This is a genomic window from Scandinavium sp., from assembly GCF_051650185.1.
Taxonomy (GTDB): domain Bacteria; phylum Pseudomonadota; class Gammaproteobacteria; order Enterobacterales; family Enterobacteriaceae; genus Scandinavium.
Window position 1 is genome coordinate 1 of the sequence record NZ_JBOFIN010000074.1, and the last position, 21,645, is coordinate 21,645.

The window sequence follows — 21,645 nt, forward strand, 5'->3', positions numbered from 1 at the left end:
TTCATGGCATAACGCTGGTTGCTGCCGTCAATCGCCGGATGGTTAAAGTCGATGGTGAAATCCAACGAGAAACCATTGTACGGCTTGAATTCAGCCCATTTGTCGCCATCTTCAACGCGAACCGTTTCTTTAATGCGCACAAATTTCTTCGCGCAGTTCAGTTCATCGATCCCTGCATCGAGCAGCAGATAGACAAACGGTGCAGCACTGCCATCCATGATCGGGATTTCTGGCGCATCGACTTCAATAACAATGTTATCGATACCCAAGCCCGCCAGCGCGGCATTCAAGTGCTCAACCGTTGAAATCCGCACGTCATGCTCGTTGACAAGGCAAGTACAGAGCATGGTATCACGCACAGATTTGGCATCTGCCGGAAAATCAACCGGTGGATTCAAGTCGGTGCGACGATAGATGACCCCGGTATTTGCCGGCGCAGGGCGCAACGTCAGCGTGACTTTCTTGCCGGTGTGTAAACCGACGCCAGTCGCCTGAACGATACGTTTAAGTGTCCTTTGTTTGATCATCGTATAATCTCGCCAAATTACCTATCCAACCGAAGTGTACTATACATTCGGCAGGCCAGTTTAGCACAAAGAGCGCAGATACCCAACTTCCAGCTAATTCTTAATCAGCTTGCTTACGCAGGAAGGCTGGAATGTCCAGATAATCCGGTTCTTTGGTGGTTTGCGGCGTATTGTCGTTTACCACTTTTGCGACCGGCTTCTGCTCTTGCGTCAACGGAGCCATACCGTGCTGCTGGTAGCGTTCCATCACTGGCTGCTGCTGTTGTTTGTTGGTCACCAGAGTAATTTCTGGACGTTTGTCCATACCGATACCGGTGGCAACAACGGTCACGCGCAGTTCGTCGTTCATGTCCGGGTCCAGTGAAGTACCGATAACCACGGTCGCATTATCCGAAGCAAATGCACGGATAGTGTTACCCACGGTTTCGAACTCATCCAGACGCAGATCGAAGCCTGCAGTGATGTTAACCAGCACACCACGCGCGCCAGACAGATCGATATCTTCCAGCAGTGGAGAAGAGATAGCCATTTCAGCCGCTTCTTCCGCACGGTCTTCACCGCTAGCCAGGCCAGAGCCCATCATCGCGTAGCCCATTTCGGACATCACGGTGCGCACGTCTGCAAAGTCGACGTTCATCAGACCCGGACGTGTAATCAGCTCTGCGATACCCTGCACTGCGCCTTTAAGAACGTCGTTCGCCGCACCGAATGCATCAAGCAGAGAAATCCCACGACCCAGCACTTTCAGCAGCTTGTCGTTCGGGATAGTAATCAGAGAGTCCACATGCTTGGACAGCTCGGCGATACCCTGCTCCGCGAATGCCATGCGCTTCTTGCCTTCAAAGTTGAAAGGCTTCGTCACGACAGCAACGGTCAGGATACCCAAATCTTTTGCGACTTCAGCGACTACAGGAGCCGCACCGGTACCCGTACCACCACCCATACCAGCGGCGATGAACACCATGTCTGCACCTTCAAGGGCAGCACGCAGTGCTTCACGGTCTTCGTCTGCCGCGTTGCGACCGACTTCCGGGTTTGCACCAGCACCCAGGCCTTTGGTAATACCATTACCAATCTGGATGGTCTGGCCAACGGCCGTTTTACGCAACGCCTGGGCGTCGGTGTTAACGGCGAAGAATTCAACACCCTCAATGCGCTCGCGCACCATGTGTTCGACGGCGTTGCCACCGCCACCACCGACGCCGATGACTTTAATCACCGCGTCGTTGGTCAGTTCCATAGGTTCAAACATAGTTTCTCTCTCCGTTGTGCCTGTCGCCTGAGAACGCTAATTTTCTGCGCTCTCTTAAAAAATTAAAACTCTTTTCGCAGCCAGGTATTAATTCGCTTAATCCATGAACTCACTGCGACACGTTTTTCCACTTCCGCTTCACCACTCAGGTGTGACTCTTTCCCGTAGTGCAGCAGGCCCACCGCCGTTGAATAATACGGCTCCTGGGCATAATCCGTCAGTCCGGTGATGTTCAGCGGTGCGCCAATGCGAACCTGGGTATGGAACACACGCTGCGCACAGGCCGCCAGGCCTTCAATTTGCGCCGCGCCTCCGGTCAGAACAATCCCCGCAGCCAGGTGGTGTTTGACACCCTGCTGGCGCAGCTGTTCCTGCAGTTGCAAAATCTCTTCGTTCACCAGATTGAGCAACTCGGTATAACGCGGCTCAATCACTTCTGCCAGCGTCTGACGCTGCAGACTACGCGGTGGACGACCACCTACGCTTGGCACTTCAACGCTTTCGTCTTTCCCGACGATGGAGCCCAATGCACAGCCATGGCGAACTTTAATCGCTTCGGCGTCGCTTGGCGGTGTGCCGAAGGCGTAAGCGATATCGCTGGTCACCACGTTCCCGGCATACGGGATAACCTTGGTATGACGCAGCGCTCCGCCCGTATAAACGGCGATATCCATGGTACCACCGCCAACGTCAACCACACAGACGCCCAGCTCACGTTCGTCTTCCGTCAGGACTGAATAACTCGATGCCAGCCCGGCAAAAATAAGTTGGTCAACTTTCAGACCACAACGTTCCACGGCTTTCACAATGTTTTTCGCCATATCGTTGTGACATGTGATCAAGTGCACTTTTGCCTGCATACGCACACCGGAAAGGCCAACCGGATTTTTGATCCCTTCCTGATAGTCGATGGCGTACTCCTGCGGGATCACGTGCAGAACACGATGTTCGTCACGCACACGTACGGACTTCGCCGTATGCACTACGTTCTCAACATCTTCCTGCGTCACCTCTTCTTCAGAGATGGGCACCATACCAATTTCATTCTGACAGCTAATATGTTTGCCTGAAAGCGCCAGATACACTGACGAGATTTGGCAATCCGCCATTAACTCCGCCTGATCAATGGCACGCTGTACGCATTTCACCACGGATTCAAGGTCGTTCACGCCACCTTTGTCCATACCCCGGGATGGGCAACTGCCCACGCCAATAATATTCACCATTCCGTCGGGCAGAACTTCCCCTACCAAAGCGGCTACCTTCGCGGTACCAATTTCCAGTCCTACTACCAGTTTTCTGTCCGTCGCTTTGATCATTGTTGCTCTGCCTGTGCCTGATTTTGTTGTTGATGTGTATCCTCTACGGGAGCAGGCTGCCAACCCACCGCCGCGCCTGAGTCATAACGCAAATCAACGTAGCTAATCCGTTTGCCATCGGTCTGCGCCTGCTGCTGTAGAACAGGATAGAGTTCTAAAAAGCGCTCAAGCCTTTTCATCGTATCGCCACGTCCCAGGTCCAGTTTGATGTCGTTACTCAACGTCAACTGCCAGGAACGGCGTGCGGTCATCGCCGCCACTTTCAACGTAAATTTCCCTTTCGCCAGCATCTGCCCCATATCGCGATAGCCTTGCAGCACTTCACTCTCGCTGCCTTCCGGGCCATACAACATGGGCAGATTCTGTTTACTGGTGCGATCGGTCGGCACGCTAAAGGCATTGCCGTCGCTATCCACCATATGCTGATCATTCCAACGCGCAATCGGCACATATTCAACCAGATGAATCTTCAATTCGTCCGGCCACTGCTTACGAACGCTTGCCTGCTTGATCCACGGCAGACGTTCAATCTGGCTCTGAATGATGTTGACGTCCTGGGTCATGAAGGTGCCCGGTGGCCCCAACGCCAGGATCGCCTGACGAATATCATCATTTCTTGTGTAGTGACGTTCCCCGGTCACCACCAGTTTTGACAGCGGCAGCCGCTGCGCATCTTCCATCCAGCCCAGCACCATCCAGCCGCTCATCAACACGGTGCATAATACCGCGAGCAGGAACACTATCCCTGCAAGACGCGTTCCATTATTTCTGCGTGAAGAAGCGATTTCCTCTTCTTCACGGTTCCGTGTATTCAGTGCTGCCTGCGACATATCAACCCGCCAGGTCCAAAATGCGTACCACTAACTGCGAGAAGCTCATGCCAGCCTGACGCGCCGCCATCGGCACCAGGCTGTGGCTGGTCATGCCTGGAGAGGTGTTCGCCTCCAGCAGATACAACTGGCCATCGCTATCCTGCATCACATCAATGCGTCCCCAGCCTGCACAACCCAGGACTTTCCAGGCTTTTAGCACCAGAGTGTGCATTTCTTGTTCACGCGCTGGATCTTCACAACCAGGGCAGAAATACTGCGTCTCGTCAGAGAGATACTTCGCCTCATAATCATAGAAGACTCCAGCCGGTTGGATGCGGACTGAAGGTAAAATTTCTTCACCGAGTACGGCGACGGTAAATTCCGGCCCGCTTAACCATTTTTCAATCAATACTTCTTCATCGTGCTGAAAAGCCAGCGTTAAGGCGTCGTTAAGCGCACCCTTTTCGCCCACTTTCGACATGCCCACGCTTGAACCTTCACGACTCGGCTTCACAATCAACGGTAATCCCAGGGCGGAAATGCGCTGCTGCTGGTCTTGCGAAAGGCCATGGGCAAACTCATCACGGGTCAGTGCCACCCACGGAGCCACCGGTAAACCAGCGCCCTGCCACAGCAATTTGCTGCGCAGTTTATCCATAGAAATTGCAGAAGCCATCACGCCGCTACCGGTATAAGGCAGGCCAATCAGCTCCAGCACCCCCTGAAGCGTGCCATCTTCCCCACCGCGTCCGTGCAGCGCAATAAACGCTTTCTTAAAACCCTGATTTTTGAGTTGCGTGATATCCGCATCGCGAGGATCAACGCCGTGTGCGTCGATACCCGCTTCGCGCAAGCCCGCCAGCACAGCCGCGCCAGAATTCAGAGAAACCTCTCGCTCTGCGGAAGTGCCGCCGAGGAGGACAGCGATTCTATCAGCCATGGCGCTCTTCCTCCTGAGTTTGCGGCTTGAGTTTGATTTCAGCTAAGTTACGCGCAATTTTGCCGATATTTCCCGCTCCCTGAATCAGAATCAGGTCGTTGCCCGTCAGTACGGGTGCCAGCATTTCTGCAACTTTCGCCGGATCAGAGACCAGGATGGGGTCCACCTTGCCACGGCCACGAATGGTGCGGCACAGTGAGCGGCTATCCGCGCCAGGAATCGGAGCTTCACCCGCCGGATAGACTTCCAGCATCAGAAGCGCGTCGACGTCCGTCAGCACGTTGGCGAAATCGTCATACAGGTCACGCGTACGGGTATAACGGTGTGGCTGGAATACCATCACCAGATTTTTGTCCGGCCAGCCCGCACGTGCCGCTTTGATAGTGGCATCAACCTCCGTTGGATGATGACCATAGTCGTCAACCAGCATCGCGCTGCCGCTTTTACCGTTCACTTCCGCTAGCGGATATTCGCCGAGGAAATCGAAACGACGCCCCGTGCCCTGGAAGCTTTCCAGTGCGCGCAGAATAGCTTCATCGTCAATGCCTTCTTCCGTAGCAACAGCGACGGCTGCGGCGGAGTTCAGAGCGTTGTGACGACCCGGTGCATTCAGCGTCACTTTCAGCGGCGCATGATCCTGACGAATCAGCGTGAAATGCCCCTGAGCGCCAATTTGTTTGTAATCTTCAACACGCACATCGGCATCGTCACTGAAACCATAAGTGGTAATTTGACGGCCAACGCGTGGCAGCAATTCGCGGATAACAGGGTCATCAACGCACATCACCGCACGACCATAAAACGGCAAATTGTGCAGGAAATTAATAAACGTCTGCTTTAAGTTCTCGAAGTCGCCCTGGTAAGTGTCCATGTGGTCGGCTTCGATATTGGTGACAATCGCCACCATCGGTTGCAAATGCAGGAACGACGCATCGCTCTCATCCGCTTCCGCAATCAGATAACGGCTGTGGCCCAGACGAGCATGCACTCCGGCAGCTTTCACCAGACCACCGTTAACGAACGTCGGGTCAAGACCCGCTTCGGCATAAATGCTTGAGACCATCGCCGTAGTCGTGGTTTTACCGTGCGTACCGGCAATGGCAATGCCATGACGAAAACGCATCAATTCTGCCAGCATCTCTGCACGGCGAATGACTGGAATACGCGCTTCATGCGCCGCGACAATTTCCGGGTTATCCGCAGAAATGGCGCTGGAAACCACCACCACACTCGCATCGAGTACGTTTTCCGGGCGATGATTGAAATAAATGGTGGCACCCAGCGCCGTCAGCTGCTGAGTCACAGGGTTCGGAGCAAGATCCGACCCACTGATTTGATACCCTTCATTCGCCAACACTTCGGCAATACCGCCCATGCCAGCACCGCCGATGCCGACAAAGTGGATGTGCCGGACGCGACGCATCTCGGGCACAATAGAACGCAGTTTCGCCAGTTGTTGTGTATTCATTCTCTAAACGCCATCGACTACTTCAAAATTCGTGCAACGCAAAAGGCGCTGCGATGATTAAGCCTGAGCTGCCAGGCTGACTGCTTTTGCTACCCGCTCGGTAGCATCCGGAATGGCGGCAGCTCGCGCACGCTCGGCCATTTCCAGCAATGTCTTTCTGTCCCAGTCTGCCAACGTGTTGGCGACGGCTTCCGCGGTGAACTGCGGCTGCTCAAAAATTTTGGCTGCACCGGCTTTTTCCAGCGGCAGTGCATTCCAGTACTGCTGGCGGTCTTTGTGCTGGAACGGCACAAAAATCGCGGGCAAACCTGCCGCAGCGATTTCGCTGACCGTCAGCGCGCCGGAGCGACAAACCACCACATCAGCCCAGGCATAGGCCGCGGCCATGTCGTCAATAAATTCGGTCACTTTATGCTGTGGCTGGCCTGCATCAGCATAAGCTTGCTCAACGGCTTGCTGCGCACCCTTCCCGCTTTGATGCCAGACAGAAATCTGATCGTCGAGCTTCGCGGCAACCTGCGGCATTGTCTGGTTTAAGACGCGCGCGCCCTGAGAGCCGCCAACCACCAGCACACGAATTTCACCTTCGCGCCCGGTCAGTCGCTGCTCCGGCAATGGCAGCGCCAGTACATCAACGCGAACGGGGTTCCCAACCACTTCTGCGTCAGGGAATGCGCCCGGGAACGCCTGCATCACAGTTTTAGCAATCTTCGACAGCCATTTGTTGGTCAGGCCGGCAATGCCGTTCTGCTCGTGCAGCACCACTGGAATACCTAATGACCACGCTGCCAGACCACCTGGACCCGAAACATATCCGCCCATTCCCAGCACCACATCCGGCTGAAAACGCTTCATGATGGTGCGAGCCTGTCGCCAGGCGTTGAAGATACGTATCGGCGCAAAAAGCATAGCCTTGAGGCCTTTTCCACGCAGACCCGAAATCTGAATGAAATCAATCTCGATCCCATGCTTTGGCACTAAGTCCGCTTCCATACGATCGGCGGTACCGAGCCAGCGAACCTGCCAGCCCTGATCCATCAGATGGTGCGCAACAGCCAGCCCCGGGAACACATGCCCCCCGGTACCGCCCGCCATCACCATCAACCGCTTAGCCTGACCACTCATCGAACACCCCGTGTAAACGCCTGAGCTTTTTCCAGACGCGTTTCATAATCAATTCGCAACAGCAACATGATTGCTGTCGACATAATCAGCAGACTGGAACCACCGTAACTGATGAGCGGCAGCGTCAGACCCTTGGTTGGCAGCATACCTGCCGCAGCCCCGACGTTAACTAACGCCTGGAAGCTGAACCAGACACCGATCGAACAAGCCAGAAAACCTGAGAAGCGCTGGTCAATCTCCAGCGCTTTACGGCCAATGGACATGGCGCGGAAAGCGACGAAGAATACCATTAAAAGCGCCAGTACCACACCGATATAGCCTAATTCCTCGCCGATGATGGCGAAGATGAAGTCGGTATGCGCTTCCGGCAAATACTCCAGTTTCTGCACCGAGTTGCCGAGGCCCTGCCCCCACATTTCACCGCGACCAAAGGCCATCAGAGACTGGGTTAACTGGTAACCGCTGCCGAACGGATCTTCCCATGGGTTCCAGAATGAGGTGACGCGGCGAATACGATACGGCTCGGCAAGGATCAGCAAGACCACGGCGGAGATCCCCATGCCGATAATGGCGATGAACTGCCACAGTTTTGCCCCTGCCAGGAACAGCATCGCCAGCGTCGTCACAAACAGCACAACCACCGTACCAAGGTCTGGCTGAGCCAGCAGAAGGATGGCCAGTACGAAAATCACACCCATCGGTTTTAAGAAGCCACGAAGGTTGTTTCGAACCTCATCGCCCTTACGCACCAGATAGTTGGCGATGTAACAGAACAGCGACAGTTTGGTCAGTTCCGCAGGCTGAATACGCAGTGGCCCCAGTGCAATCCAGCGTGATGCCCCGTTAACCGAGCTCCCGACGACCAGTACGATCAACAGCATGCCAATCGACGTAATCAGCATCGCGGTGCTGTGACGCTGCCAGAAATCCATCGGCAAACGCAGCGTGATGAGCCCTAAACAAAACGCCAAAATGATGTACAGGCCATCACGCTTGGCAAACAAAAACGGATCGTTCGCCAGGCGTTGCCCGACAGGCATGGACGCAGACGTCACCATGACAAAACCAATCGCCGCCAGGCCGAGTGTCAGCCACAATAGCGTGCGATCGTACATCACCAGGCTGTCGGTATCTTTCTGCCGAGAGCCCATCACCCAGCCTTTCAGTGCCGCAAACAGCCAGACCAGGACTCCTGATCCCGGCAGACGCGGCAATCTCAGGCGAGGGAGAGATAAACGCATTAGCCTAACTCCTTCGCCAGGCGGGTAAACACATCCCCGCGCTGCTCAAAATTCTTAAATTGATCAAGGCTGGCACAGGCTGGCGACAGCAAAACCATATCGCCCGCTTTCAGCTGCGGCGCAATCGCACGCATCGCCTGTTCCATGGTTTCGGTGCGCGTTGCCACTTCAGGGCGCAGGGCAGCAAGTTCATCACCGTCGCGGCCAAAGCACCACAGACGCACGTTATCGCCTTTGAGATACGTTTTAAGCGGAGAAAAATCGGCCGCTTTGCCATCACCACCCAGCAGTAAATGCAGCGTGCCGTCGACGTGCAGGCCATTCAGCGCGGCTTCAGTGCTGCCGACATTGGTGGCTTTAGAGTCATTAATCCAGCGCACACCGTGATGTTCCAGCGCTAACTGGAAGCGGTGCGTCAGGCCCGTAAAGGTGGTCAGCGCTTTCAGGCTGCTGGCGCGCGGTAAACCCGCGGCATCTGCCAGAGCCAGTGCCGCCAGCGCGTTGCTGTAGTTGTGTTGCCCGGTGAGTTTCATTTCACGTACGTTAAGCACCTTCTCCCCTTTCACGCGCAGCCAGGTTTCGCCCTGCTGGCGATTGAGGTGATAGTCGCCCATGTTGACGCCAAAGCTCACGCAGCGCTCATCGGCCCCGCGAACCGGCATGGTCAGCGCATCATCGGCATTCACCACACAGGTTTTTGCATTCTCATAGACGCGCAATTTGGCTGCCCGATACTGCTGCAGCCCAAACGGGTAGCGATCCATATGATCTTCCGTCACGTTGAGGATCGTGGCCGCCACCGCTTGCAGGCTGGAGGTGGTTTCCAGCTGGAAGCTTGAAAGTTCAAGCACGTACAGCTCACGGGAAACATCCAGCAGCATCAGCGCTGGCAGGCCGATATTGCCACCAACCCCAACATTGACGCCTGCGGCTTTCGCCATTTCGCCCACCAGCGTGGTAACCGTACTTTTGCCGTTTGAGCCCGTGATAGCGATGATCGGCGCCTGAGCTTCACGGCAGAACAGTTCGATGTCGCCAACAATCTCAACACCAGCATCCGCCGCCGCGATCAAGGAAGGGTGCGCTAAGGCAATACCAGGGCTGGCAACAATTAAGTCCGCCGCCAGCAACCAGTCATCATTCAGACCACCAACATGACGCTCCACTTCTTCAGGCAGCTTATCGAGACCCGGAGGAGTGGCTCGGGTATCCATTACCCTAGGCATTACGCCCTGCGCCAGAAAGAAATCGACGCAGGAAAGCCCGGTCATTCCCAGACCGATGATGACAACGTTTTTATCCTGGTAATCTGCCATCATTAACGTACCTTCAGCGTGGCCAGGCCAATCAGGACCAGCATCAGTGAAATGATCCAGAAGCGCACGATGACGCGCGGTTCCGGCCAGCCTTTCAGTTCATAGTGGTGATGAATCGGCGCCATACGGAAGATGCGCTGACCGCGCAGCTTGAAGGAGCCCACCTGCAGAATCACCGACAGCGTTTCGACCACGAACACACCGCCCATAATGACCAGCAGGAATTCCTGACGCAGTAACACCGCGATAATGCCCAGTGCGCCGCCCAGAGCCAGGGAACCGACATCGCCCATAAAGACCTGAGCCGGATAAGTGTTGAACCACAGGAAGCCTAAACCTGCGCCGACTATCGCGGTGCAGACGATAACCAGTTCACCCGCATGACGCAGATACGGAATATGCAGGTAGTTCGCAAAGTTCATGTTACCGGTCGCCCATGCCACCAGCGCGAAACCGGCAGAAACGAACACGGTTGGCATAATCGCCAGGCCGTCCAGGCCATCGGTGAGGTTAACCGCGTTACCGGTCCCCACAATCACGAAGTAGGCCAGCAGGATGTAGAAGATACCGAGCTGCGGCATGACATCTTTAAAGAACGGCACAACCAGCTCGGTGGCTGGCGTATCTTTCCCGACCATGTACAGCGCGAAGGCCACGCCCAGCGCAATCACCGACATCCAGAAGTACTTCCAGCGGGCAATCAGGCCTTTGGTGTCTTTGCGCACAACTTTGCGGTAGTCGTCGACAAAACCGATGATGCCGTAACCGACCAGAACGACCAGCACGCACCAGACGTACGGGTTAGACGGATAGGCCCACAGCAGCACTGAAACCACAATCGCGGTCAGGATCATGATCCCGCCCATGGTTGGCGTTCCGCGTTTGCTGAAGTGTGACTCAGGGCCGTCATTACGGACGACCTGACCGAAAGAGAGTTTTTGCAGACGGGCGATCATGCGCGGGCCCATCCACAAAGAGATGAACAGCGCAGTCAGCAGGCTGACGATGGCGCGAAACGTCAGATAGGAAAAGACGTTAAAGCCAGAATAATATTTGACCAAATGTTCGGCCAGCCAAACTAACATGTCCCATTCTCCTGTAAAGCGCGAACCACCTCTTCCATGGCAGCGCTACGTGAACCCTTCACCAAAATAGTGATAATTTGATGTTCTTCGATGAGTGACTTAAGGCGTGCAATCGCTGCGGTTTTGTCCGCGAAATGCTCGCCGACGCCGCTTGCATCGCTGATCGCTTTGCTTTGTTTGCCAACGCTCAGCACGCAATCAATGCCTGCCGCTTTTGCCGCTTCGCCTACCTGCTGATGACAGGCTTCGCTTTCCGCCCCCAGCTCAGCCATATCTCCCACCACGAACACGCGGTAACCCGGCATTTCGGATAAGACCTGCGCCGCCGCCGTCATTGAGCCGACGTTGGCGTTGTAGGAGTCATCCAGTAAGAGCTGATTTTCAGCAAGCTTGATCGGGAACAAGCGCCCCGGCACCGCTTTGAGTGAGGCTAACCCAGCTTTTACGGCTGGCAGATTTGCACCGACAGCCATGGTCAAAGCCGTGGCAGCTAAAGCATTCGCGATATTGTGACGACCGGGTAACGGCAGCAAAACGTCAATGTTGCCCACTGGCGTTTGCAGCGTGAATTCGGTGCCGTGGCTGGTAACGTGAACGTTGTTGGCCGTGAAATCACTGTTCGCCGCATTCGGTGAGAAGCGCCAGACTTTGCGATCGCCAATCACGCTCTGCCAGTTCAGCCAGTCGTTATTGTCGGCATTGAGGATCGCGATACCGTTCAGCGGTAAGCCGGTGAAGATTTCACCTTTCGCTTTCGCTACCCCCGCCAGAGAGCCAAAACCTTCCAGATGTGCCGCCGCGAGATTATTCACCAGCGCCGCTTCCGGACGAGTCAGACCGACAGTCCAGGCGATTTCGCCCTGATGGTTAGCGCCCAGCTCAATCACCGCGTACTCGTGCTCTTTAGTCAGACGCAACAGCGTCATCGGCACGCCGATATCGTTGTTCAGGTTACCTGCGGTGTAGAGCGTATTCCCGCACTGGCTCAGAATCGATGCCGCCATCTCTTTCACAGAGGTCTTGCCGGAAGAGCCGGTTAACGCAATTACGCGCGTCGGTAGCTGCTGGCGAACCCATGCAGCCAGTTCACCAAACGCCAGACGGGTATCTTTCACCAACACCTGCGGCAAATCGCAATCAACTTTGCGGCTGACCAGCAGCGCACCTGCGCCACCTGCTTTTGCCTGTTCAGCAAAATCATGGGCGTCGAAACGGTCGCCTTTCAGGGCGACAAACAGGCAGCCAGGCGTGAGTTTACGCGTATCGGTCGTGACAGCATCGATGGTCACATCGTTACCCAGCAGTTCGCCATTGAGGATGTCGGCTATCTGACTTAGCGTTACGCTAATCATGCGATCCCCCCCAGCAGACGGGCTGCGGTTACACGGTCGGAGTAATCCAGACGACGAGTCCCCACAATCTGGTAATCCTCGTGGCCTTTTCCGGCTAACAGTACGACGTCGTTTTCTTTCGCCTGCATGATGGTGGCCGTCACCGCTTCAGCGCGGCCTTCCATCACTTTGGCATGGCCTGCATCTAGCATGCCCGCCAGAATATCGTTGATGATGGCGCGCGGCTCTTCAGTACGTGGGTTGTCGTCGGTGACGACAGCAATGTCCGCAAACTGCTCAGCGATGGCTCCCATCAGCGGGCGCTTGCCTTTGTCGCGGTCGCCGCCGCAGCCAAATACGCACCAGAGTTTACCGGCACAGTGCAGGCGGGCCGCTTCAAGCGCTTTTTCCAGCGCATCGGGAGTGTGAGCGTAATCGACCACAACGGTCGGTTTGCCCGGCGCAGTAAACACTTCCATACGGCCACAAACCGGCTGAAGGCGTGATGCTGTTTTCAGCAGTTCGGCCAGCGGATAATTCAGAGCCAACAACGTGGCCAGCGCCAGCAGAAGGTTGCTGACGTTAAACGCGCCCATCAGACGGCTTTCGATTTCGCCCTGACCCCAACTGGAGTCAAACTGGATAGTCGCTCCGCTGTCGTGATAGCTCACTGCAGTGGCTTTCAGCCAGCGGCCATGACAGTTCGGGTTGATGTGATCTTCCATCGATACCGCAACCGCATCCGGCAGTTTTGCCAGCCAGCGGCGACCCACTTCGTCATCGGCGTTAATGATTGCCTGACCAAAGTGGTGCGTGGAATAGAGCATCCATTTTGCCGCTTCGTAGTGCTCCATATCGCCGTGATAGTCGAGATGGTCACGGCTGAGGTTGGTAAACACGGAAGCCACAAATTTCAGTGCAGCGACACGGTGCTGAACCAGACCGTGGGAAGAAACCTCCATTGCCGCAAACGAAGCGCCCTGTTCTGCCAGTCCTGACAGCACATGCTGCACATCAACCGCAGAACCGGTGGTATTTTCCGTTGGCACAACCTTGCCCAACAACCCATTCCCCACCGTACCCATTACCGCACTGGTTTCACCGAGCAGTTGCGCCCACTGTGCCAGCAACTGAGTGGTGGTCGTTTTGCCGTTCGTTCCGGTGACGCCCACCAGTTGGAGTTGTTCAGAAGGTTGATGGTAGAAACGCCCGGCCAGCGCGGACAAACGTTCATTCAACTGGCTGAGATAGATGACGGGCACACCGTGCATTTCACGGATTTCGCCATCAGCAGCTTCATCTTTTGCTTCAGCAATAATGGCAGCTACACCTTGCGCTATCGCCTGCGGGATATATCGACGCCCGTCCGCCTGATGACCTAAAACAGCCACGAAAAGATCGCCCGACGCAGCCACACGGCTGTCGAGTGTCATTTCTCGCAGTGCTCGCTCCGGTGCATTTGGCACCCACGGAGCCAGAAGGTCGCGCAAATTACGATCTGCCACCTGTTCCCTCGCCTTGATTAGTCACAAATTCACTTTTTTCGCCCGTAGACAGCGCATCAGGTTCGATGTTCATGGTGCGCAGAACGCCGCCCATGATGGCACCAAACACTGGCGCAGATACGGCACCGCCGTAGTACTTACCGGCCTGCGGATCGTTAATCACCACCACCAGCGCAAAACGCGGCTGGCTGGCTGGTGCAACGCCCGCGGTATAAGCAATGTATTTGTTGATGTACTTACCGTCTGGCCCCACTTTTTTCGCGGTACCGGTTTTGATGGCGATGCGATAGCCTTTGATCGCCGCTTTCACGCCGCCGCCGCCAGGCAGCGCCACGCTTTCCATCATGTGAACGACGGTACGAACAATGGGTTCCGGGAAGATGCGTTCTCCCGGAACGGGTGGGTCAACTTTGGTAATCGACAGCGGGCGATACACCCCGTAGCTGCCAATCGTTGCGTAGACTCGCGCTAACTGTAACGGCGTTACCATTAGCCCGTAGCCGAAAGAGAAGGTGGCCCTCTCTATGTCAGACCACCGTTGTTTTTGAGGATATAAGCCACTGCGTTCTCCGACCAACCCCAAATTGGTCGCTTTTCCCAATCCAAAACGTGAGTAAGTATCTACTAACGCTGAGGAGGGCATCGCTAACGCCAGTTTGGAAACCCCGACGTTACTCGACTTCTGTAGTACCCCGGTGAGGGTCAATTCGCTGTAACGCGCCACGTCTTTGATTTCGTGACCGTTAATTCGGTAAGGAATGGTATTCAGCACCGTGTTTTCGTTGACGATGCCGCGTTGCAATGCCGTCATCACCACCATCGGTTTAACGGTGGAACCCGGCTCGAAGACGTCGGTGATTGCGCGGTTACGCATCGCGTCTTTTGCCGTGCCGGTAAAGTTGTTCGGGTTATAAGAGGGGCTGTTTGCCATCGCCAGTACTTCACCGGTGCTGACATCCACCAGCACTGCGCTGCCCGATTCCGCTTTGTTAAACGCCACGGCGTTGTTCAGTTCGCGATAAACCAGTGCCTGAAGGCGTTCGTCAATGCTCAACGCCAGGTTGTGTGCTGCCTGGCTGTCGGTGGAAGAGATATCTTCAATGACGCGACCGTAACGGTCTTTACGCACGATGCGCTCGCCTGGCTGGCCAGTCAGCCATTTATCAAAGCTTTTTTCGACGCCTTCAATCCCCTGACTGTCGACGTTGGTGAAGCCAATGAGGTGAGCAGTCACTTCCCCTGAAGGGTAATAACGGCGGGATTCTTCACGCAGATGAATCCCCGGCAGCTTGAGCTTTTTGATGTAGTCGGCCATATCAGGGTTAACCTGACGCGCCAGATAGATAAAGCGCATGCGCGGGTTGCTGTTGATACGCGTTGCCAGCTGATCCAGGGGCATGTTGAGCGCATCGGCTAACGCCTTCCAGCGGTTATCAATGCTCACGCCACCGGCGTCATGCAGCTCTTTCGGATCGGCCCAAATCGCTTTTACGGGCACGCTCACCGCCAGCGGGCGACCAGAGCGGTCGGTAATCATGCCACGGGACGTTGAGACTTCCTGCACGCGCAGCGAGCGCATGTCGCCCTGACGCACCAGCATGTCCGGATTGATTATCTGTAACCAGGCCACGCGGCCCAGCAGGAAAGCCATCGCCAGCAAAATGCACCCGCAAAGCAACGCAAAACGCCAACTGATAAAGTTGGCCTGTTCTTCCTGACGTTTTGGTTTAAGCGTCTTTGCCGCTGCTTTCATTGCGTTACATTAATCCTTATTCTGTAGCGTCTATTTCTGAACGACGATGTTTTCCTGTGAAGGATCGACATGCTGCATTTGCAGCTTCTCCGTCGCGATCCGTTCTACCCGGCTGTGATCGCCGAGTGCGTTTTCTTCGAGGATCAGGTTGCGCCACTCGATATCCAGAGCGTCGCGTTCCAGAACCAGTTGTTCACGTTGGGCAGTTAACAAACGAGTATGGTGCGCCGTTGTGACTACCGTCACTGCCGAAATGATGATGCAAATGAACAGGCAGAGTGGCAGCTTCCCAAACCGCAAAAGATCGTCGCCGATCACGCCAGGCAAAGCATGGCGCTCGTTGCTTCCTAACGATCCTTTCACTTTGCTTAGGGCTTCTGACACTCTGCTGATCATGCGTTCGTCCTTTCTGCGATACGCAGTACTGAACTACGAGCGCGTGGATTCTCTGCCACTTCTTGTTCGCCCGGCATCAACTTGCCTAGTGCTCGCAGGTGACGGCCACCCAGTTTCCTGAGTTGCTCTTCGGTCATCGGTAACCCGGCCGGAACCTGCGGACCGCGGCTTTGCTCACGCATAAAGCGTTTCACAATGCGGTCTTCCAGCGAGTGGAAACTGATGATAGAGAGCCGCCCTCCCGGGGCAAGCACGTCGAGCGAGCTTTTTAGCGCCTGCTCTATCTCCTCAAGTTCACTGTTCACCCAGATGCGCACCGCCTGGAAAGTACGGGTCGCAGGATGTTTGAATTTGTCCTTCACCGGCATTGCCGCAGCGATAACTTCCGCCAGCTCTTTGGTGCGGGTCATCGGCTCTACGCGATTGCGTTCAACGATGGCGCGAGCAATACGTTTGCCGAAACGCTCTTCGCCAAAGGTTTTGATAACCCAGGCGATGTCCGCTTCGTCCGCCGTTTGCAGCCATTGGGCAGCAGACTGACCACGAGTCGGATCCATACGCATATCCAGCGGCCCATCACGCATGAAGGAGAAGCCGCGCTCTGCGTCGTCAAGCTGAGGTGAAGAGACACCAAGATCGAGAAGGATGCCGTCGATCTTGCCAATAAGGTCACGCTCGGCCACGTAATCGGCCAGCGCGGAAAAAGGTCCATGCACGATGGAAAAGCGAGGGTCATCGATGGTGCTCGCCTCAGCGATCGCCTGCGGATCACGATCGATAGCCAGCAGCTGCCCTTCCGCACCCAGCTGCGACAGGATCAGACGCGAGTGGCCACCACGACCGAAGGTGCCATCAATGTAGATACCGTCAGGACGAATATTCAGGCCGTTGACAGCCTCATCCAGCAGTACCGTTGTATGTTTGAAATTTTCCATCATTTTATAAGGACAAGTCCTGCAACCGCTCCGACAACTCTCCGGAGGCGGACTGCTCAGCGTCGATATCTTCCTTGACCCGTTGATACCAGGTCGATTCATCCCACAGTTCAAACTTGTTGAACTGCCCGACCAGCATCACTTCTTTAGTCAGTCCGGCGTGTTGCCGTAAAACCGGCGCAATCAGCAAACGACCGGCGTTGTCCATTTGACATTCGCTGGCATGTCCCAGCAGCAGACGCTGCACGCGGCGCTCTGCGGGATTCATGCTCGACAGTCGTGACAATTTTTGCTCAATGATTTCCCACTCAGGCAGTGGGTAAAGCAGCAGGCACGGGTGATGGATGTCAATGGTGCAAACCATTTGACCGGCAGCGTTCTCGTTCAGCAAATCCCGGTATCGGGTCGGCACCGCTAAGCGCCCTTTGCTGTCGAGATTGACTAACGTAGCTCCACGGAACATGCCAGCCTCACCCCTTTTCTCCACTTTCACCCACAAATTCCCACATAAAGGAGTTTACGGAGCGGAGGAAAAGCTTGTCAAGCCAGCACTGGTGCTATAAGAGTCTTAAAACTCAATATTGGACACCAATATTCGCCCTGATTAATTTCTGTCCAGCGAACGAGGCAAAATAACGTTATGAATACTGGCGAGAAAAAAACCAACAGGTTCGTAACGATTTTGAACAACTCAATTTCACAAAGGTGAAAATATAAAGTGTCAGTTTGCGACGTGCGCGGCATTTTAGGACATTCTCATCCGCGTTAATAGCCCTTGTGGGAACTGTTTCTGCCAGCCCACAGGCGCTAAAGCGTGAGGAAATGTGAGAGTAAGAATGAAGTGACTGTTAATTCTGCAAAAGCCTCGCAGAATGTAACAAAACAATACAAGGTAAACGAAACTTTACTTTCTATTAACCTAAATTAATTCATTTTAACTCAGACAAATAACGGGGTTTATTAAGAATCCGGGAAATTTAAGGAATTGTCTGAATAAGAAGTTTCCCTACCTTCGTCTGCAAATCTGGAAAGGCAATCATCGTTAATTGCCTTTCCTTTCCCCTTATCGGCGGCTGAGGCTGCCACGACGATAAAGATTACGACGGATGCGGCTCAGACCCGGCTTCGGCTTACGCGGCTCGTCCAGGCTGGCAAGGACGATTTCCAGGACACGCTCGGCCACATCACGATGGCGCTGGGCCACCGCTAAAACGGGACACTGCAGGAAATCGAGCAATTCATGATCGCCAAAGGTCGCGATGGCCAGGTCCGAAGGCAGTTTACCTTCGCGACGCAGCGTCACATCCATAACGCCCTGAAGCAGCGCGAAAGAAGTGGTAAACAGCGCCTGTGGCATAGGATGGGTTTCCAGCCACTTCTCGAACAACTGCGCGGCAGCTTCACGCTCGTAGCTGTTGGCGTACAGGAAATGAACATCGCGCGAGTCTTCTTTCCACGCAGTGCGGAAACCTTGCTCGCGTAAGAAACTGACGGACAATTCCGGTAATGCGCCAAGATAGAGAACGGTCTCCGCAGGGAATTTCCGCAACTCAGCGGCTAATGCTTCTGAATCTTCCTGATCGGCACCCACTACGCTGGTGAAATGCTCGCGGTCGAGTGCGCGATCCAGCGCCACGATCGGGAAGGGATCGTTGGCCCAACGTTGATAGAACGGATGCTCCGGCGGCAACGACGTCGAAACAATGATGGCGTCGACCTGCCGTTGCAGCAAGTGCTCAATGCAGCGCATCTCGTTATCGGGCTGGTCTTCAGAACAGGCAATCAGAAGTTGATAGCCACGCTGTCGAGCCTGACGCTCGAGATAGTTAGCAATGCGGGTATAACTGGTGTTTTCGAGATCGGGGATAACCAAACCAATGGAACGCGTGCGTCCAGCACGAAGACCAGCCGCTACGGCATTAGGATGGTAGTTATGCTCACGCACGACAGCCATGACTTTTTCGACCGTTTTATCGCTAACACGGTACTGTTTGGCCTTTCCGTTGATCACATAACTTGCCGTGGTGCGCGATACACCGGCAAGCCTGGCGATTTCGTCCAGTTTCACAATTGCCCCTTGCTTAAAATGTACAATCCATAACCATTGTTAAATTATGGGATAAATTCCATAACATCTAAGCGCAGAATAAAGATCGCGGCAACCGCTTTTGTTGCCACTTCCCACTGATTTCGCAAAAAAAAGCCCGACGTGGAACGCCGGGCTACGTATTTCGGATGAACCTCAGGCTTATCGCATGATCTTGTCGCCGCGAGACAGGCCAACCACGCCTGAACGCGCAACTTCAACAATCCTCGCTACGTCACGCAGCGAGGCAAGAAATGCGTCAAGTTTATCGCTGGTTCCGGCAAGCTGAACGGTATAAATAGAAGGCGTAACATCGATGATCTGCCCACGGAAGATCTCTGTGTTGCGCTTAACTTCTTCACGCCCATAACCGCTGGCCTGGACTTTCACCAGCATAATTTCACGCTCAACGTGCGCGCCCTGCCCCAGTTCGCTAACGCGTAAGACGTCAACCAGTTTGTGTAGCTGCTTTTCAATCTGCTCGATGACTTTTTCATCGCCAACGGTCTGAATAGTCATGCGAGACAAGGTCGGATCGTCTGTCGGAGCGACGGTCAGGCTTTCAATGTTGTAGCCACGCTGAGAAAAGAGCCCAATCACGCGCGATAAAGCACCCGATTCATTCTCTAACAGGACTGATAATATCCGGCGCATAATCAGGTTCTCTCCGTTTTGCTTAACCACATTTCATCCATACCCCCGCCGCGGATGTGCATCGGGTAGACGTGCTCGCTACCGTCGACGATCACATCGACAAACACCAGCCGGTTGTTACGTACGTGCTCCAGCGCTTCTGCCAGTTTTGTTTCCAGCTCAGCGGGATCGCTGACACGGATACCTACGTGACCGTAAGCTTCTGCCAGGCGAACAAAGTCAGGCAAAGAGGACATATAGGACTGAGAATGACGACCCGAGTAGATCATGTCCTGCCATTGTTTGACCATACCGAGATAGCCGTTGTTGAGGTTCAGCACCAGCACCGGTAACTCATATTGCAGGGCTGTCGACAGCTCCTGGATATTCATCTGAATACTGCCGTCGCCGGTTACGCAGACCACAGTCTCTTCCGGCAGCGCCATCTTCACACCCAGCGCGGCTGGCAGGCCAAAGCCCATCGTGCCCAGACCACCAGAGTTAATCCAGTGACGTGGCTTGTCGAATGGGTAGTAAAGGGCGGCAAACATCTGGTGCTGACCGACATCGGACGTGACGTAGGCATCGCCGTGGGTCAGCTTCCAGATGGTCTCAATAACGGCTTGCGGTTTAATGTGCTCACTTTGGGTGTCATATTTCAGGCACTGGCGAGAGCGCCATTGCTCGATTTGCTGCCACCAGTCACGAATCTCATCCAACGGTTGCGTTGTCGTTTCTTGCTCCAGCAGCTCAAGCATTTGCTCCAGCACCAGACGAGCATCACCGACAATCGGCACATCTGCCGAGACCGTTTTGGAGATAGACGTTGGGTCGATATCGATGTGCAGTACCGTCGCATTAGGGCAATACTTCGCGAGGTTGTTGGTTGTGCGGTCGTCGAAGCGTACGCCAACCGCAAAAATGACATCGGAATTGTGCATCGTCATGTTGGCTTCATAAGTGCCGTGCATGCCCAACATACCGAGCGCCTGACGATGTGATGCGGGAAACGCCCCCAATCCCATTAAAGAAGAGGCAACGGGTAAATTCAGTTTCTCAATCAGCGTGTGCAGTTCGCCCTCACAGGCTGAATTGATTGCCCCACCACCGACATAAACCACGGGTTTTTTGGCGGCGATAAGAGTCTGCAAAGCACGCTTGATTTGCCCTTTATGCCCCGTGGTCGTCGGGTTGTAAGAGCGCATGCTAACCGTCTCCGGCCAGCTATAAGGCAGTTTATTTGCCGGGTTGAGAATGTCTTTTGGCAAGTCGACAACGACTGGCCCTGGACGCCCGCTGGCTGCCAGCCAGAAGGCCTTTTTCAGCACACCTGGAATGTCTTCAGTTTGTTTTACCAGGAAGCTGTGTTTCACCACAGGACGGGAGACCCCCACCATATCGCATTCCTGGAATGCATCGTAGCCAATCAGTGAGGTCGCCACCTGCCCTGACAGCACCACGAGCGGAATGGAATCCATATAGGCCGTGGCAATGCCCGTTATGGCGTTGGTCGCCCCTGGTCCGGAAGTGACGAGCACCACGCCGACTTCCCCTGTTGCGCGAGCCAGGCCGTCGGCCATATGTACCGCTGCTTGTTCGTGGCGAACCAGAACGTGATCGATTCCGCCGACCGTATGCAACGCATCATAGATATCGAGGACTGCGCCTCCGGGATAGCCGAAAACCTGCTTCACGCCTTGATCGATTAACGATCGGACGACCATCTCGGCGCCAGACAACATCTCCATGGTTTGCCTCCAGGCTTAGTTAATGACGGCAGAACTCATTTCCGCATCGTCACACAACAGGGCACCTATGCACCCTGTTGATTTTAGAATGACAGCATTTCCTTAACATAACCGCTCACTCCCGGGCAGGCAATCAGCCACCAGGATGAGGCCATGGTAACAAACAGGAGAAA

The 21,645-nt window shown here is 54.7% G+C and carries 19 protein-coding genes; all 19 read right to left on the bottom strand.

From position 1 onward, the window contains the following. On the bottom strand, positions 1-527 hold a 527-nt coding region (gene lpxC / locus ACRCWW_RS09370), incomplete at its 3' end, for a UDP-3-O-acyl-N-acetylglucosamine deacetylase (protein ID WP_438682173.1). Between the two features lie 100 nt (positions 528-627). Continuing rightward, positions 628-1,779, bottom strand: coding sequence for a cell division protein FtsZ (gene ftsZ, locus ACRCWW_RS09375; protein ID WP_438682174.1), 1,152 nt, complete (start codon positions 1,777-1,779; stop codon positions 628-630). 62 nt (positions 1,780-1,841) lie between these two features. Next, a complete protein-coding gene (gene ftsA / locus ACRCWW_RS09380) occupies positions 1,842-3,098 on the bottom strand; it encodes a cell division protein FtsA (RefSeq protein ID WP_097162871.1) in 1,257 nt (418 codons plus the stop codon). Next, positions 3,095-3,928 carry a cell division protein FtsQ gene (gene ftsQ / locus ACRCWW_RS09385; RefSeq protein WP_438682175.1) on the bottom strand — a complete coding sequence of 278 codons (834 nt, stop codon included), beginning with the start codon at positions 3,926-3,928 and terminating at the stop codon, positions 3,095-3,097. The genes ftsA and ftsQ overlap by 4 nt, the downstream gene beginning before the upstream one ends. A 1-nt stretch (position 3,929) precedes the next feature. Continuing rightward, positions 3,930-4,850 carry a D-alanine--D-alanine ligase gene (locus ACRCWW_RS09390; protein WP_438682176.1) on the bottom strand — a complete coding sequence of 307 codons (921 nt, stop codon included), beginning with the start codon at positions 4,848-4,850 and terminating at the stop codon, positions 3,930-3,932. Beyond that, positions 4,843-6,318, bottom strand: a complete 1,476-nt coding sequence (murC, locus tag ACRCWW_RS09395) for a UDP-N-acetylmuramate--L-alanine ligase (RefSeq protein WP_438682177.1) — start codon at positions 6,316-6,318, stop codon at positions 4,843-4,845. Before murC ends, ACRCWW_RS09390 begins: the two co-directional genes overlap by 8 nt. 57 nt (positions 6,319-6,375) lie before the next feature. Then, a complete protein-coding gene (gene murG, locus ACRCWW_RS09400; protein WP_438682178.1) occupies positions 6,376-7,443 on the bottom strand; it encodes an undecaprenyldiphospho-muramoylpentapeptide beta-N-acetylglucosaminyltransferase in 1,068 nt (355 codons plus the stop codon). After that, positions 7,440-8,684, bottom strand: coding sequence for a cell division protein FtsW (ftsW, locus tag ACRCWW_RS09405; protein ID WP_438682179.1), 1,245 nt, complete (start codon positions 8,682-8,684; stop codon positions 7,440-7,442). Before ftsW ends, murG begins: the two co-directional genes overlap by 4 nt. Beyond that, complete coding sequence (gene murD / locus ACRCWW_RS09410) at positions 8,684-10,000, bottom strand: UDP-N-acetylmuramoyl-L-alanine--D-glutamate ligase (protein WP_438682202.1); 1,317 nt, start codon at positions 9,998-10,000, stop codon at positions 8,684-8,686. Before murD ends, ftsW begins: the two co-directional genes overlap by 1 nt. Before the next feature lie 2 nt (positions 10,001-10,002). After that, complete coding sequence (gene mraY / locus ACRCWW_RS09415) at positions 10,003-11,085, bottom strand: phospho-N-acetylmuramoyl-pentapeptide-transferase (protein WP_404658697.1); 1,083 nt, start codon at positions 11,083-11,085, stop codon at positions 10,003-10,005. Further along, positions 11,079-12,437, bottom strand: a complete 1,359-nt coding sequence (gene murF, locus ACRCWW_RS09420; protein WP_438682180.1) for a UDP-N-acetylmuramoyl-tripeptide--D-alanyl-D-alanine ligase — start codon at positions 12,435-12,437, stop codon at positions 11,079-11,081. Before murF ends, mraY begins: the two co-directional genes overlap by 7 nt. Then, entirely contained in the window at positions 12,434-13,921 is a 1,488-nt protein-coding gene (murE, locus tag ACRCWW_RS09425; protein ID WP_438682181.1) for a UDP-N-acetylmuramoyl-L-alanyl-D-glutamate--2,6-diaminopimelate ligase, read from the bottom strand. Before murE ends, murF begins: the two co-directional genes overlap by 4 nt. Then, the gene (locus tag ACRCWW_RS09430) at positions 13,908-15,674 is read right to left on the bottom strand and encodes a peptidoglycan glycosyltransferase FtsI (RefSeq protein ID WP_438682182.1); all 1,767 of its coding nucleotides are present in this window, start codon (positions 15,672-15,674) and stop codon (positions 13,908-13,910) included. Before ACRCWW_RS09430 ends, murE begins: the two co-directional genes overlap by 14 nt. A 30-nt stretch (positions 15,675-15,704) precedes the next feature. After that, positions 15,705-16,070, bottom strand: coding sequence for a cell division protein FtsL (ftsL, locus tag ACRCWW_RS09435; RefSeq protein ID WP_404658693.1), 366 nt, complete (start codon positions 16,068-16,070; stop codon positions 15,705-15,707). Next, positions 16,067-17,008 (bottom strand): 16S rRNA (cytosine(1402)-N(4))-methyltransferase RsmH, encoded by a 942-nt coding sequence (gene rsmH / locus ACRCWW_RS09440; RefSeq protein WP_438682183.1) that lies wholly within the window; start codon positions 17,006-17,008, stop codon positions 16,067-16,069. Before rsmH ends, ftsL begins: the two co-directional genes overlap by 4 nt. 1 nt (position 17,009) lies before the next feature. After that, entirely contained in the window at positions 17,010-17,468 is a 459-nt protein-coding gene (gene mraZ / locus ACRCWW_RS09445; protein ID WP_404658691.1) for a division/cell wall cluster transcriptional repressor MraZ, read from the bottom strand. 600 nt (positions 17,469-18,068) lie between these two features. Next, positions 18,069-19,073: a catabolite repressor/activator gene (gene cra, locus ACRCWW_RS09450; RefSeq protein WP_330982327.1), complete on the bottom strand. Its 1,005-nt coding sequence runs from the start codon at positions 19,071-19,073 to the stop codon at positions 18,069-18,071. A 180-nt stretch (positions 19,074-19,253) separates the two neighbouring features. After that, positions 19,254-19,745: an acetolactate synthase small subunit gene (gene ilvN, locus ACRCWW_RS09455; RefSeq protein WP_097162857.1), complete on the bottom strand. Its 492-nt coding sequence runs from the start codon at positions 19,743-19,745 to the stop codon at positions 19,254-19,256. Between the two features lie 2 nt (positions 19,746-19,747). Beyond that, positions 19,748-21,472 carry an acetolactate synthase 3 large subunit gene (gene ilvI / locus ACRCWW_RS09460; protein ID WP_438682184.1) on the bottom strand — a complete coding sequence of 575 codons (1,725 nt, stop codon included), beginning with the start codon at positions 21,470-21,472 and terminating at the stop codon, positions 19,748-19,750. Between the last annotated feature and the right edge of the window lie 173 nt (positions 21,473-21,645).

What these genes read in the sequence shown, in the direction of transcription:
- ftsZ (WP_438682174.1), bottom strand. Translation starts at nt 1,779, where the DNA reads ATGTTTGAACCTATGGAACTGACCAACGACGCGGTGATTAAAGTCATC.
- ftsA (WP_097162871.1), bottom strand. Translation starts at nt 3,098, where the DNA reads ATGATCAAAGCGACGGACAGAAAACTGGTAGTAGGACTGGAAATTGGT.
- ftsQ (WP_438682175.1), bottom strand. Translation starts at nt 3,928, where the DNA reads ATGTCGCAGGCAGCACTGAATACACGGAACCGTGAAGAAGAGGAAATC.
- ACRCWW_RS09390 (WP_438682176.1), bottom strand. Translation starts at nt 4,850, where the DNA reads ATGGCTGATAGAATCGCTGTCCTCCTCGGCGGCACTTCCGCAGAGCGA.
- murC (WP_438682177.1), bottom strand. Translation starts at nt 6,318, where the DNA reads ATGAATACACAACAACTGGCGAAACTGCGTTCTATTGTGCCCGAGATG.
- murG (WP_438682178.1), bottom strand. Translation starts at nt 7,443, where the DNA reads ATGAGTGGTCAGGCTAAGCGGTTGATGGTGATGGCGGGCGGTACCGGG.
- ftsW (WP_438682179.1), bottom strand. Translation starts at nt 8,684, where the DNA reads ATGCGTTTATCTCTCCCTCGCCTGAGATTGCCGCGTCTGCCGGGATCA.
- murD (WP_438682202.1), bottom strand. Translation starts at nt 10,000, where the DNA reads ATGGCAGATTACCAGGATAAAAACGTTGTCATCATCGGTCTGGGAATG.
- mraY (WP_404658697.1), bottom strand. Translation starts at nt 11,085, where the DNA reads ATGTTAGTTTGGCTGGCCGAACATTTGGTCAAATATTATTCTGGCTTT.
- murF (WP_438682180.1), bottom strand. Translation starts at nt 12,437, where the DNA reads ATGATTAGCGTAACGCTAAGTCAGATAGCCGACATCCTCAATGGCGAA.
- ACRCWW_RS09430 (WP_438682182.1), bottom strand. Translation starts at nt 15,674, where the DNA reads ATGAAAGCAGCGGCAAAGACGCTTAAACCAAAACGTCAGGAAGAACAG.
- ftsL (WP_404658693.1), bottom strand. Translation starts at nt 16,070, where the DNA reads ATGATCAGCAGAGTGTCAGAAGCCCTAAGCAAAGTGAAAGGATCGTTA.
- rsmH (WP_438682183.1), bottom strand. Translation starts at nt 17,008, where the DNA reads ATGATGGAAAATTTCAAACATACAACGGTACTGCTGGATGAGGCTGTC.
- mraZ (WP_404658691.1), bottom strand. Translation starts at nt 17,468, where the DNA reads ATGTTCCGTGGAGCTACGTTAGTCAATCTCGACAGCAAAGGGCGCTTA.
- ilvN (WP_097162857.1), bottom strand. Translation starts at nt 19,745, where the DNA reads ATGCGCCGGATATTATCAGTCCTGTTAGAGAATGAATCGGGTGCTTTA.
- ilvI (WP_438682184.1), bottom strand. Translation starts at nt 21,472, where the DNA reads ATGGAGATGTTGTCTGGCGCCGAGATGGTCGTCCGATCGTTAATCGAT.